The sequence below is a fragment of the Micromonospora sp. NPDC049004 genome (genome assembly GCF_040649315.1).
Lineage (GTDB): Bacteria > Actinomycetota > Actinomycetes > Mycobacteriales > Micromonosporaceae > Micromonospora.
In genome coordinates, this window is the sequence record NZ_JBEZFG010000006.1 from 441,381 (window position 1) to 453,701 (window position 12,321).

Below are 12,321 nucleotides of genomic sequence, written 5' to 3' on the forward strand. Positions count from 1 at the left end.
CCGCCGCCGTCATGGTGTGTCGACCGCCGCTTCCTGCGCATCCCCGGTCGGCGTCCTCGGCAGCAGCAGACGCACCCGCAGCCCCTGCGGGCCGTCGGTGTCGGCCAGGGTGATGGTGCCGCCCGCACGGCGGACCAGCTCCCACACGATGGCGAGGCCCAGGCCGGCGCCACCGTCGTCGCGGCCCCGGCCGTCGTCCAACCTGGTGAAACGGTCGAAGACCCGCCGCCGGTCGGCCGCCGGAATCCCCGGGCCGTCGTCGGTCACCGTCACCAGGTGGTACGCGGCGTCGTCGTGCGGCTGGGCGGCGAGGACCACGCTGCCGCGTGCGTGCCGGACCGCGTTGTCGACGAGGTTCGACAGCACCCGCCGCAGCTCGGCCGCGTTTCCGGTCGTCCACAGCGGGCCGGGCGGCGGCACGAGGAGCACCGGTGGCGACGGGTACCGGGCGGCGACCTCGGTCAGCAGGGCGGTCAGGTCGACCGGGCCGGTCCCCCGCGCCGGTGGCATCTCGTCCAGGCGGGCCAGCAGCAGCAGGTCGTCGACCAGCCGGCTCAACCGCTCGGTGTCGGTGAGCAGGTTGACGGTCACCGCCGTCCAGTCCGTGCGGTCGGCGAGCCGCTGGGCCACCTCCAGCTCGGTGCGGATGTTGGTGAGCGGGCTGCGCAGCTCGTGGGCCGCGTCGGAGACGAAGGCACGCTGCCGGATCCGGGCCGACTCCATCCGGTCCAGCATCCCGTTGAGGGTGACCGCCAGCCGATGGATCTCGTCGGCGGAGGCGGGCACCGGCAGGCGACCGCCGCCCGCGCGGCCGGTGATCTCCTCGGCGCCCCGGCGCAGCGCCTCGACGGGACGCAACGTCGCACCGATCACCCGCCACGCCACCCCGGCCAGGATCGCCACCAACAGGGGGAACGCCACCAGCAGGATGGCGCGTACGACGTGCGTGCTGTGCCGGACGTCGGCCATCGACCGGGCGACCAGGACGGTGAGCGGATCCGCGTCGGTGCCGGCCGGTACGGCGACCACCCGCACCGGGCCGGCGAGTCCGACGCGCTCGGCCGGCACCACCAGGCGTTGACGGTGACCGGTGTCCAGCCGCTCGGGGCGGACCATCGGGACCAGCCGGTCCGCGTCGATCGAGGCGGCCCGGATCCGACCCTGCGCGTCGATCACCTGGACCCGGACCTGCCCGCCCGCCACCGGCAGCGGGTCGGGCAACGCGTCCTCGGCGGCGAGCAGGACTACCGCGTCGGCGGTCCGGAACGCCTCGGTGTCCACGGTGCGCTGGAGCACGAAGCCGAGCGCGCCCAGCAGCACCGCCCCGCCGAGGGCCAGCCCGACGGTGAGGCCGAGCACGCCGAGCGCCGTGAGCCGCCCGCGCAGACCCAACCCGCGCAGGCCCCACCCGGGCAGCCGGCGGACCGGACCGGCAGGTGTCACGTCGCCAGCCGGTAGCCGGCGCCCCGGACGGTCTCCAGCCGGTCGCGGCCGAGCTTGCGGCGCAGATAGCCGACGTACACCTCGACCGCGTTGGGCGCCGTCTCCAGGCTGGCGTCCCACACGTGGTCCAGCAGCTCGATCTTGGAAATCACCTGGCCGGGACGACGCATCAGATAGTCCAGCAACGCGAACTCCCGCGCGGTCAACGTCACCTCGGCGTCGGCGCGGGTCACCCGTCGGCGGGCCGGATCCAACCGCAGGTCGCCGACCGTCAGCACGGTGGGGCGTTCCGGCGCTCCCCGACGCAGCAGGGCCCGCAGGCGGGCCAACAGCACCACGTACGAGAAGGGCTTGGTCAGGTAGTCGTCGGCGCCGCAGTCCAGGCCGTCGGCCTGGTCGTACTCGCCGTCCTTGGCCGAGAGCATCAGGACCGGCAGCCAGTGCTGCTCGGCGCGCAGTCGGCGGACCAGCTCGTAGCCGGACAGCCCGGGCAGCATCACGTCGAGGATCATCGCGTCGTACCCACCGTGCCGGGCCGCGTCCAGGCCGGCGGGGCCGGTCGCCGCCACGTCGACCGCGAACCCCTCCGCCTGCAGGCCGCGTTGCAGGGCAGCCGCCAGCCGGGCCTCGTCCTCCACCACCAACAACCGCACGGTCCAAGGGTGCCACCTGGGTCAAAGTCGAAGGTTCGGCGTCCTCAGCGCCTTCACAGCGCGGACCGGGCAGGATGTCTGGCAGGAGGTGCACCATGTCGATCCTGAGAAGCCGTCCCGTCCTGCGCTGGCTGGTCCCGGCGGCCGCTGGCGTCGTCGTCATCGGTGGAGGCGCCGCGATCGGCACGTTCGCCGCCGAGGCGGAGCCGAGCCTGCCGCCGCGTACCGCAGCCCAACTCCTGGTGGATCTTCAGACGTCCCGGCTGGAGGGGCTGTCCGGGACGGTGGTGCAGCGCGCCGACCTCGGTCTGCCGCCGCTGGTCGGGCTGATCCCCGGCAACGATCTGAGCGCCCTGCTGACCGGTACGCACACCCTGCGGGTCTGGTATTCCGGTCCGGAGCGGCAGCGCGTCGCGCTGGTGGACACCCTCGGCGAGCAGGACGTGATCCGCAACGGCCGGGACGTGTGGACCTGGGAGAGCCGGGGCAACACCGCGCGCCATCGCACGTTGGGCGACGCGGGCACGACCGGACAGCCGGGTCCCGCGGCGACGCCGAGCCTCCCCGCCACCCCGCAGGAGGCCGCCGACCTGGCGTTGGGCGCGATCGATCCGAGCACCGAGGTCAGCGTCGGCCGCTCGGCCACCGTCGCCGGCCGGGACGCCTACGAGCTGGTGCTCCAGCCGCGCGACAGCGACTCGCTGGTGCACCAGCTGCGGATCGCCATCGACGCCACGCAGCACGTGCCGCTGCGCTTCGAGGTGCTCGCCAAGGGCAGCGACCAGCCGGCCTTCGAGATGGCCTTCACCCAGGTCGACTACCGGCGTCCCGACGCCGACCAGTTCGCCTTCAACCCGCCACCGGGGGTGTCCGTCACCGAGGAGACCGCCGAGCGGCCGTCGGCGGGCCGGCCCGCGCAGGCGGCAAGGGGCGGCGACCCGCAGGTGCGTACCGTGGGCGACGGCTGGACCACAGTCCTGGTCGCGCGCCTGGACGGGGCCCCGGGCAAGGCGGCCGCCGGCAAGCCTGCCGGTGCGACGCCGGACGCGGACGTGTCGAAGCTGCTCGGCGGGCTGCCGGCCGTCAGCGGGGACTGGGGCAGTGGCCGACTGCTCGCCGGCAAGCTGTTCAGCGTGCTGCTCACCGACGACGGTCGGGTGCTCGCCGGAGCGGTCACCCCCGAGCGCCTCTACCAGGTGGCCCGCGGCTGATTTCCCGAAGCTCTCGCGCCGGGTCGACCTGTTGGTCGGCCCGGCGTTGTGTGACTCGAATCGGCCCGGTCGGCTTGGTGACAGCCGCCGGGCCGCGCTATCTTCAACAATTCGAGGGCACAAAAAAGAACGGCATAAAAGCCGTTCCTGCAGAGCATTCTAATCTTTAGGGAGACGGCTTGTCAAGGCACTCCGGCGGTACCGGTGAATTGCCGCTCGACGACGAGATCGGCCGCGAGCAGGAGTACGTCTCGATGCTCTACGACCGGCTGGACGGGCTGCGTGAGCAGGCCGCCCACCGGCTCACCGCCGAGCTGCGCAACACCGGCGGCACCCTGCAGGACCGCTCCCAGCGCGACAGCTCCGTGGCGATGTACGCCGACCAGGTGGAGCAGTTCTCCGCCGTGGAGAATGGTCTCTGCTTCGGTCGGCTCGACGGCGACGACGACTCCCGCCGATACATCGGCCGAATCGGGATCTTCGACACCAGCGGTGACTACGACCCGCTGCTGATGGACTGGCGGGCCCCCGCCGCACGTCCCTTCTACCTCGCCACCGCCGCCAACCCGCAGGGCGTACGCCGGCGGCGGCACCTGCGCACCCGCCAGCGCAAGGTGACCGGGCTCAACGACGAGGTGCTCGACATCGACAGCGCCTCGCCCGGCGGGCACGAGGAGCTGACCGGTGAGGCGTCGTTGCTGGCCGCCCTCAACGCCGGTCGGACCGGCCGGATGCGCGACATCGTGGAGACCATCCAGGCCGAGCAGGACCAGATCATCCGCGCCGACCTGCCCGGCGTCATGGTGGTCCAGGGCGGCCCCGGCACCGGCAAGACGGCTGTCGCGCTGCACCGGGCGGCGTACCTTCTCTACACACACCGGCGGGAGCTGTCCAGCCGGGGTGTGCTGCTGGTCGGCCCGAACGCGACGTTCCTGCGCTACATCTCCCAGGTGTTGCCCACACTGGCCGAGACGGGCGTGCTGCTGCGTACCCAGGGTGATCTGTTTCCCGGGGTGAGCGCCCAGCGCGTCGAGCCGGCCGAGACCGCGGCGCTCAAGGGCCGCGCTGTGCTCGCCGAGGTGCTGGCGCTGGCCGTTCGGGACCGGCAGTGGGTGCCGGACGAGCCGCTGGAGATCGAGGTGGAGCGCGAGGTGCTGACCCTCGACCCGGAGACGGTGCGCGCCGCCCGGGACCGGGTGCGCCGCACCGACCGGCCGCACAACCTGGCCCGGGCGCTGTTCGACGTGGAGATCGTGCACGCGCTCGCCGACCAGGTGGCCGAGCGGATCGGCGCCGACCCGCTGGGCGGGGACAACCTGCTCGACGAGGCCGACCGCGCCGAGATCCGCCGCGAGCTGCGCGAGGAGACGGAGATTCAGGCCGCCCTCGACCGGCTGTGGCCGGTGCTCACCCCCCAGCGCCTGCTCGCCGACCTGTATGCGGACCCGGACCGGATCGCCGCCGCCGCGCCGATGCTCACCGACGGCGAGCGGGCCCGGCTGCATCGCGAACCGGGCGGTTGGACGCCCGCCGACGTGCCGCTGCTGGACGAGGCCGCCGAGCTGCTCGGTGAGGACGAGCGGGCGGCCGCGGCCCGCCGGGACCGCATCCGCATGATGGAACGGGAGTACGCCGAGGGCGTTCTGGAGATCGCCCGGGGTTCCCGCTCGATCGACGTCGAGGACGAGGCCGAGGGCGGTGAGATCCTCGGCGTGACCGACCTGATCGACGCCGACCGCCTGCTGGAGCGGCAGGAGGAGGCCGACCGGCTGACCACCGCGCAGCGCGCCGCCGCCGACCGGACCTGGGCGTTCGGGCACGTGATCGTGGACGAGGCGCAGGAGTTGTCGCCGATGGCGTGGCGGCTGCTGATGCGCCGCTGCCCGAGCCGGTCGATGACGATCGTCGGGGACGTGGCGCAGACCGGCGCGCTCGCCGGCACGCCCTCCTGGGCCGATGCCCTCGCCCCCTACGTGGCGCGGCGCTGGCGGCTGACCGAGCTGACGGTCAGCTACCGCACGCCGGCCGAGATCATGGCGGTCGCCGCCGACGTGCTGGCCGAGATCGACCCGGCGCTGCGGCCACCGCGCTCGGTGCGCGAGAGCGGCGTACCACCGTGGGACCGGGCGGTGCCCGACGAGCAGCTGCCCGCGGAGCTGGTGTCGGCGGCGACGCGCGAGGCCGCCGGGCTGACCGACGGGCGGCTCGGCGTCATCGTGCCGGCCAGCCGGGTGGACGCGCTCGGCGCGGCGTTGACCGCCGCGCTGCCGGAGGCCACCGTGGGCGAGCACCCGGAGCTGGAGAGCCGGGTGGTCGTGCTGACTGTCGCGCAGGCCAAGGGGCTGGAGTTCGACTCGGTGCTGGTGGTCGACCCGGACCGGATGGTGGCGGAGTCGCCGCGCGGGCTTAGCGACCTGTACGTCGCGCTCACCCGGGCCACCCAGCGCCTGGGCGTCCTACGCCCCTGCCGCTGACCGACGGCACCCCCGCCGACCGGCCGGTCGGCGGGGGCGGGCTCACCGTCGGTCAATCGGTCGAGCGGTCCCGGATGGACTTGCTCGGCCCGGTGGCGGACGTGGACTGGTCGCTGGTGCCGCCACCCATCGGGGTGCTCAGACCGCCGGTGGTGGCGTCCCCGGTCGTCGTCGGGGCCACCTTGCCGGGGTGCCGCTCCGGCTGGCGGGCCACCCGTCGCACGCTCGCCGGGCCGGCCGTGCCACCGGTGGTGGTCACCGCGCCCTGTCCGCCGACGGGGCCACCGTCGCGCAGCACCTGCGGATCGATCCGCTCGTGCGCCGGGTCCATGGGGTCCACCCGCTGGATCTCGCTCTCGATGTCGGTACGGGGCAGTGTCACCTCGTCGACGGCACCCTTGCCGTACACACTGTCGGTGATCCGGTCCTCGGCCCGCCGGGCGGCCTCCTGCCGCATGTCGTCCTCACGCACGTTCATCACCTCGCAGAAGCTGTGGAACTGACGGCGTGCCCGGTCGCCGGTCGGCCAAACCCGCAGCGCCGCGTGCCGAGGGGGAAACGGACATCCGCCCCGACCGGTCGTGAACCGCCCGCGCCGTGCGGGTCGCGCCGGCGCCGTCGTCGGCCCGGCCGCTGTCGATTCTTTTCCGGCCGAGGGAGTGTTACCTGGTCCCGGGCCTCGGGTAGTCGGGGGGTGTCCCCGCCGTGAAAGCGAACCGTGCCGTGACCGAAACGCGGTAGCGGGGCGAGGGAATGCAGGTACGACTCATCGCATCCTGAGGAGGACCAGATGAGCACGCAGGCTGCTTCCACCCGGCCGATGAACCGGCCCATGAACGACCCGCAGAACCCCGCCATGATGCGGGACACGCAGCAGATGCCGGCAATGCGCGACGGGCACCGAGACCCGATGCCGTCGCCGGGCACGGAGACCAAGCAGGCGTTCCTGACGACGGAATTCTGGGTCTACGCCGCCGCTGTCGCGCTCGTGGTGATCGCCGCGTTCTGGCGGGGCGCCGCCACCAACGGGTTGAACATCAACAACCCGAACCAGGCATGGTGGTATCTGACCATCCTGACCGGTGGTTACCTGGTCAGCCGTGGTCTGTCGAAGGCCGGCTCCGCCCGCCGGTCCGGCAAGGAGCGGAGCATGCGCTGACGCCTCCTGCGTGAACGGTGGCCTCCGGGAGAATCTCCCGGAGGCCACCGTCGTCTGTGGAGCCGTTACTCGTCGCCGCCGAAGTCGCCGAAGTCGCCCTCGAACGCGTCCTCGATCATCTCGCCGGCGATCATGCCGCCGGCGACGCCGAGCGCCGCGCCGGCGACCATGCCGCCCACGCCCATGCCGCCACGGCCGTGACCGTGGCCCGGACCGTAGCCGTGGCCGTGGCCGTACTGCGAGCGCAGGCTGCCGTAGCGGGACGTGGTCTCGCGCAGCCAACCGTCGACGACCTGCGCCCAGTCGACGCGGTCGACGTCGGCGTGGGACACCTGGTAGCGGCCGAAGGCGTCGTGCCCGGCGCTGAGGAAGCCGCCGCGCTTGTCACACTCCAGGATCACCTCGACGCCGCGCTGGCTCGTCACGAAGGTCAGCTCGACCTCGTTGATGGTGCGCGCGTACTGCGGGGACGCGAAGAACTCGATCTCCTGGTAGAACGGCAGCGTCTGCTGCACGCCGCGGATGTGACCGCGCTCCAGGTCGGCGTGCTTGAACCGGAAACCGAGCCGCTGGAACGCCTCCAGGATCCGCTCGTGCACCGGCAGCGGGTGCACCGCCACGTGGTCCAGGTCGGTCTTGTCGACGGCGCGGGCCACCGACAGCTCCGTGCGCAGGCCCATCGTCATGCCGTGCAGGCGCTGGCCGTACACGTCGGTGATCGGGGTTTCCCACGGCACCGGGAGCTGGAACGGGATCGACAGCTCCTGCTTGGGCGCGAGCTGGAACGCGCCGCTCACGGCCATCCGGTGGAACTCCATGGTGCCGGCGTACTCCGTGTCGTGGCCCTCGACCTCGACCCGGGTGACGAGGCCGATCACCACCTGTTCGATGGCCGCCGGGCTGTCACCGCCGACAAGGTTGACCTGACCGTCGAGGGTCAGGCCGGGCCGGGTGTTGGGGTTGGTCAGCACGGTGTCCACACTGGGACCACCCACACCGAACGCGCTCAACATCTTCTTGAAGACCATCGAAAACTCCTGTGTTGGAGTCGGACGTTGACTCGAAGGGCACCCTATCCAGCACCCCTGTGAGGTGGCTGTGAGCGCGCCACCCGCCCGCGCGCGCACCGGCCAGGGTTGATCGGCTCGACATCGCCGACGTGGCGGTATCCGCTGCCCAGGACACCGCCACATCGGCGACCTGGTGTCGATCAGCGCCCCGGCGCGTCTCGGGCCGGGCCCAGGTCCGCGATCGCCATCTCGGCCGCGCGCTCGGGATCGGAGCCGGCCCGGCGCAGCAACCCGTCCACACACCAGTAGCCCGAGCGGTCGGTGCCGTCGGTGATGTCGAGATTCAGGTCGAGGTCGCACCGCGTGCCGGCGAGGGTGACCTCCCAGTCGGGCCGACGCGAGTGAACGGCGAGCAGTAGCCGCCATGCCAGGTCGGTCCGCCGGTCACGTCGCAGCGGATCGCATTCGCGCAGGGCCTCGGCGACGTGGTCGGCGTCAGGATCGACGCCGTCCAGCAGCGGCAGCAGGGACGGGTCTGCCAGGTACGCGGCGGCCTGGACGGTGAACCGGTGGACCTCGTCCCGGACGAGCAGTTCGCGTACCAGTGGAAGTGCCCGCGCGTCCCGCCGCCGGGCCAGCCCTCGGGCGCCTTCCGCGCGTACCTCCGGGTCGACGTCGCGGGTACGGTCCCACAACGCCCGGCGGACGGCGTTCCCGTCGGCGGTGCTCACCCAGCCGAGCCCGAACGTGGCCCACTCCCGCACCGACGCGTCGGGGTCGGCGCACAGATCGATCAGTACCGCCTCGCCGGCTTCGGCCGGTGGATCGTCGAGGACCGCCGGCACGGCGACAGCGACCTGGAAACGCACATCGCTGTCGGGGCTACGCGCGAGGGTGACCAGGGTCGGCAGGGCGCGAGGGTCGCAGGTGGCGCCCAGCGCGCGGGCGATCGACCAGTGCACCTCGGGATCGGCTTCGGTGGCGGCCAGCGAGATCAGGGCCGTCGCGGCGTCCGCGCGCAGGTCGTCCCCGTGCACCTCGCTCGCGAAGCCGAGCAGGTCGCACGCCGCCGCCCGCACCACGCGGTCCGGATCGGCGAGCCGGCCGACAGCCAGCCGGAAGGCCACCACACCCGCACCGCTCCGGCCTGCCCCCGCCCGCCCCGCATCGTCGATCATGGAATCGTGGTGGGGGACCAAACGTCCGTGAGTTACCGAACCGGGCACCACAAGTCCATGATCGACAACCGCCTGCCGGAGCAGCTTCGATCCGTCGTCGGGGTCGCCATCCTCGATGGCCCGCCGCAACCGCCGCACCGCCCGGTCGAACAGGTCCGCCACCTCGTGCGCTTCCACGGCCAGGATGGTGCCCGCCGGTCAGGGCATGCCGCCAGCGACTTTTGATCGACTCGACATCGCCGATGTCGGGGTATCAACGCGACCGGGACACCCCGATATCGGCGATGTCGAGTCGATCACGGCTCGGTGCGGCCGAACGCGCCGTCTTTGACCCCATTGACGAAGGCAGTCCAGTCGCTGACGCCGTAGACGAGGGTCGCCGCCGCGCGGTTCTTACTGTCGCGCACCGCCACCCGACCAGAACCGTCGAGAACAGGCCCCGCCTCGACGCAGTTGCCGCCGTTGTCCGGGCTCCTGGTGCTGATGCGCCAGGCGACATCAGGCGTGGACTCGCTCATGACAGCTCCTCCGCGAGTGCTGTGATCAGCTTCGCCGACTCAGTCGCACTGAGTGCGGCCTCCCGGAGGCGATCGTACGCGCGGACGTAGCGCGAGGCATTGTGCGATTCCAGGAAGAGCCGTCCACCGAGGGTTTCGGCATGGGCGACGTCCGAGTAGGGAGGAGGCATCCTGAAGAGCCAGAAGGTGCCGTCCAGGCCCGCGTGCAGCCCGAGGGTCAGCGGGAGAACACGGACCTCGACGGTCGGCTTCGCGGTGGTGCACGCCAGGTGGACCAATTGAGCAGCCATGACGCTTCGACTCATGACGGGCCTCCGCAGGGCCGTCTCCTCAATAATCACGGCGAGTCTCATCGGCGAAGGACCATCCAGCAGCAGCTGCCGATCCATCCGCAGTTGGACCCACCTGCGGATCTCGACCTCGCTCGCGGAACTGGGCTCGGCATTCCTGATGACCGCCTCGGCGTAGTCGCGCGTCTGAAGCAGACCGGGTATCAGATGCGCGGCGTAGGTACAGACCTCATCGGCTCTCGATTCCAACCACGGGAAGTCAATGAACGAGTTGTCGTAGATCGTCTTGTCGAAGCCGTTGTCCCAGCGGTCGACGCGCCAGGCGTCCTGCGCGAGCTGGATGAGCCGCTCCCGTTCTCGCTCGTCGTAGACGCCGTAAAGGTCCAGCAAAGCCACGACGAGATCTCTCCGGAAGGGCCATTCCGCTCTCTCGTAGCGAGCCAGCGACGAGAAGTCACGCTCAAGATACTGCGCGACGTACTTGAGGGTGAGCCCACGCTTCTCGCGCAGCTCACGCATCTGCTGGCCCAGCCATTGGGCACGCAGGGTTCGAACGAACGGCTCTCGGTTCGCGGCCATGCTCACCTCTCCAGGGCACCCAAAGAAGGATTCCGTTGGTGTCGTTGCACCAATGCCGGGGCCACTGGAAACGTGGCCTGCGGGTGAGGGTGATCGCCGGCCCCCGGGGAAGCCCGGTGCAAACACGGCGACCGCGGCTGGGCCAACAGCCGAGAAGGTGACGAGAGGCGGCGTCGCGAGTGGCAGTCGCATACCGGCTCTCGTCGGGTCTCAACTAGAGCGTCGGGATGGGGAAATCCCGGCTCCGAACCGACTTGCACGAATACGTACCACGAAGAGGGCCGCAATCGCGACCCCGACCCACCATCGACCGACGACAGGGGTGGCCGATGACCAGAGGCGCATACCAGGACGGCGGCCGGCTGCATCCGCGGCACGTGCGCGACCACCAGTTCGCGACCGTCGGCTTCGGCCGCAGGGGCCTCGACCCTCGTGAGGTGCGGCGGTTCCTGCACCGCGTCGCGCTCGACCTGAGCACGCTGCACCACGATCTGGCGCTGCTCAGCGAGGAGAACGCGCGGGTCAAGCGGGCGCTGCGTGCCCGGCACAGCGCCTGGCCGGAGAGGCGTCAGTGGTGATCCCACCGGACCGGATCTTCGTGCCGCTGCCTCGGGCCGTCGTGCTGGCCTTCACCGAGCCGGCCGAGCCACCGCCCCGACACGTTATCCACCTGCCGGTGGCGGTGGCCGACCTGGCCGAGGCGCTGGACCTGGCCCGTTGGCTCGCCCGTGCGCTGACCTCGACACCGCAGGTCGACGTCGCCGGGGCCACCGTGTCGGCCGAGGACGCGCAGCACGTACGACATTGGGTCTTCTGCGACCGGATCATGCCTGATCGCCGCCGGTGTGGGCGGCAGGCGGACCACGGCGGCGCCTGCCTTCCCGTCGGCGGCCCCTAGCCGCCCTGCCAGCCGGTGACCGGGTGATCCACTCGTGTTCCTGGAAGGCGGGGTGTCCCGCCGAAGAGGACACCCCGATTTCCAGGAAGCCGAGTGGGTCACGGTCACGTCTCCACGACGACCAGCTCGCCGACCTGTTCGCCGATCGTGGTGCGGGCCTCGGGGGGTATCCCGACGTCGGTGATCAGCACGTCGGCCGCCTCCAGCGGGGCGATGGTGGCGATGCCTATCGTCTCCCACTTGGTGTGGTCGGCGAGCACCACGAGCCGGCGGGCCGCGCCGATCAGGCACCTGTTGACGCCGGCCTCCAGCAGGTTCGGCGTGGTGAAGCCGGTACGCGGGCTGAGCCCGTGCACACCCAGGAACAGCAGGTCGACGTTGAGCGCGCTGATCGCCGCCTCGGCCACCGGACCGGTCAGCGCGTCCGACGGGGTACGGATGCCGCCGGTCAACACGACGGTCTGGTCGGCACGCGGGTTCTGGTAGAGCGCGTCGGCCACCGGGATCGAGTTGGTCACCACTGTCAGCCCGTGCACATCGGAGAGCAGGGTGGCCAGCGCGGCGGTGGTCGTCCCGGCGGACAGCGCGATGGCCATCCCCGGCTCCACCATCGTTGCCGCCCGCTCGGCGATGGCCCGCTTCTCCGTCTGCTGGCGGATCGATTTCGCGGCGAACCCGGGCTCCTCGGCCGAGCCCGGCCCGGCGAGGGTCGCGCCGCCGTGGACCTTGTCCACCAGACCGCGCTCGGCCAGCACCTCCAGGTCGCGCCGGATCGTCATGTCGGACACGCCGAACCGGCTGACCAGGTGGCTCACCCGTACGCCGCCACGCTGGCGGATCAGATCGAGGATGGCGGTCTGCCGCTGCTGGGCCAGCATCTGGGGAACCTCCTTCGCATCGTGGGTGTC

The 12,321-nt window shown here is 71.7% G+C and carries 14 protein-coding genes; 6 read left to right on the forward strand and 8 right to left on the reverse strand.

What is annotated here, in order from left to right; all coding sequences use genetic code 11:
* Window positions 1-9: 9 nt before the first annotated feature.
* Together AB0B97_RS20700 and AB0B97_RS20705 are read right to left on the reverse strand one after the other, a co-directional pair.
* A complete protein-coding gene (locus AB0B97_RS20700; protein WP_357495708.1) occupies window positions 10-1,392 on the reverse strand; it encodes an ATP-binding protein in 1,383 nt (460 codons plus the stop codon).
* 47 nt (window positions 1,393-1,439) lie between these two features.
* Entirely contained in the window at window positions 1,440-2,096 is a 657-nt protein-coding gene (locus tag AB0B97_RS20705) for a response regulator transcription factor (protein WP_234581645.1), read from the reverse strand.
* Between the two features lie 95 nt (window positions 2,097-2,191).
* On the opposite strand from AB0B97_RS20705, the gene AB0B97_RS20710 reads away from it, so the two are divergent.
* Both AB0B97_RS20710 and AB0B97_RS20715 read left to right on the forward strand, forming a co-directional pair.
* Window positions 2,192-3,307 carry a hypothetical protein gene (locus tag AB0B97_RS20710; protein WP_357495583.1) on the forward strand — a complete coding sequence of 372 codons (1,116 nt, stop codon included), beginning with the start codon at window positions 2,192-2,194 and terminating at the stop codon, window positions 3,305-3,307.
* A 179-nt stretch (window positions 3,308-3,486) separates the two neighbouring features.
* Window positions 3,487-5,781, forward strand: a complete 2,295-nt coding sequence (locus AB0B97_RS20715; RefSeq protein WP_357495585.1) for an ATP-binding domain-containing protein — start codon at window positions 3,487-3,489, stop codon at window positions 5,779-5,781.
* Between the two features lie 52 nt (window positions 5,782-5,833).
* Here AB0B97_RS20715 and AB0B97_RS20720 read toward each other — a convergent pair whose 3' ends face one another.
* Window positions 5,834-6,253 carry a hypothetical protein gene (locus tag AB0B97_RS20720; RefSeq protein ID WP_234581643.1) on the reverse strand — a complete coding sequence of 140 codons (420 nt, stop codon included), beginning with the start codon at window positions 6,251-6,253 and terminating at the stop codon, window positions 5,834-5,836.
* Between the two features lie 318 nt (window positions 6,254-6,571).
* Here AB0B97_RS20720 and AB0B97_RS20725 point away from each other — a divergent pair, with 318 nt between their 5' ends.
* Window positions 6,572-6,940: a hypothetical protein gene (locus AB0B97_RS20725; protein WP_357495587.1), complete on the forward strand. Its 369-nt coding sequence runs from the start codon at window positions 6,572-6,574 to the stop codon at window positions 6,938-6,940.
* A 65-nt stretch (window positions 6,941-7,005) separates the two neighbouring features.
* Here the strand turns inward: AB0B97_RS20725 and AB0B97_RS20730 are convergent, their stop codons facing one another.
* Both AB0B97_RS20730 and AB0B97_RS20735 read right to left on the reverse strand, forming a co-directional pair.
* Complete coding sequence (locus tag AB0B97_RS20730; protein ID WP_234581641.1) at window positions 7,006-7,968, reverse strand: sporulation protein; 963 nt, start codon at window positions 7,966-7,968, stop codon at window positions 7,006-7,008.
* 182 nt (window positions 7,969-8,150) lie between these two features.
* On the reverse strand, window positions 8,151-9,128 hold the full coding sequence (locus tag AB0B97_RS20735; protein WP_357495589.1) for a HEAT repeat domain-containing protein: 978 nt from the start codon (window positions 9,126-9,128) through the stop codon (window positions 8,151-8,153).
* Between the two features lie 57 nt (window positions 9,129-9,185).
* On the opposite strand from AB0B97_RS20735, the gene AB0B97_RS20740 reads away from it, so the two are divergent.
* Complete coding sequence (locus AB0B97_RS20740; RefSeq protein ID WP_234581639.1) at window positions 9,186-9,353, forward strand: hypothetical protein; 168 nt, start codon at window positions 9,186-9,188, stop codon at window positions 9,351-9,353.
* 71 nt (window positions 9,354-9,424) lie between these two features.
* Here the strand turns inward: AB0B97_RS20740 and AB0B97_RS20745 are convergent, their stop codons facing one another.
* Complete coding sequence (locus AB0B97_RS20745) at window positions 9,425-9,646, reverse strand: DUF397 domain-containing protein (RefSeq protein ID WP_357495591.1); 222 nt, start codon at window positions 9,644-9,646, stop codon at window positions 9,425-9,427.
* Complete coding sequence (locus tag AB0B97_RS20750; protein ID WP_357495593.1) at window positions 9,643-10,515, reverse strand: helix-turn-helix transcriptional regulator; 873 nt, start codon at window positions 10,513-10,515, stop codon at window positions 9,643-9,645. The genes AB0B97_RS20745 and AB0B97_RS20750 overlap by 4 nt, the downstream gene beginning before the upstream one ends.
* A gap of 329 nt (window positions 10,516-10,844) precedes the next feature.
* On the opposite strand from AB0B97_RS20750, the gene AB0B97_RS20755 reads away from it, so the two are divergent.
* Together AB0B97_RS20755 and AB0B97_RS20760 are read left to right on the forward strand one after the other, a co-directional pair.
* Window positions 10,845-11,093 (forward strand): DivIVA domain-containing protein, encoded by a 249-nt coding sequence (locus tag AB0B97_RS20755; RefSeq protein ID WP_357495595.1) that lies wholly within the window; start codon window positions 10,845-10,847, stop codon window positions 11,091-11,093.
* 44 nt (window positions 11,094-11,137) lie between these two features.
* Window positions 11,138-11,413 (forward strand): hypothetical protein, encoded by a 276-nt coding sequence (locus AB0B97_RS20760; RefSeq protein ID WP_357495710.1) that lies wholly within the window; start codon window positions 11,138-11,140, stop codon window positions 11,411-11,413.
* A 104-nt stretch (window positions 11,414-11,517) separates the two neighbouring features.
* On the opposite strand, the gene AB0B97_RS20765 is transcribed toward AB0B97_RS20760, so the two are convergent.
* Window positions 11,518-12,291: a DeoR/GlpR family DNA-binding transcription regulator gene (locus AB0B97_RS20765; protein ID WP_357495597.1), complete on the reverse strand. Its 774-nt coding sequence runs from the start codon at window positions 12,289-12,291 to the stop codon at window positions 11,518-11,520.
* Window positions 12,292-12,321: the final 30 nt, after the last annotated feature.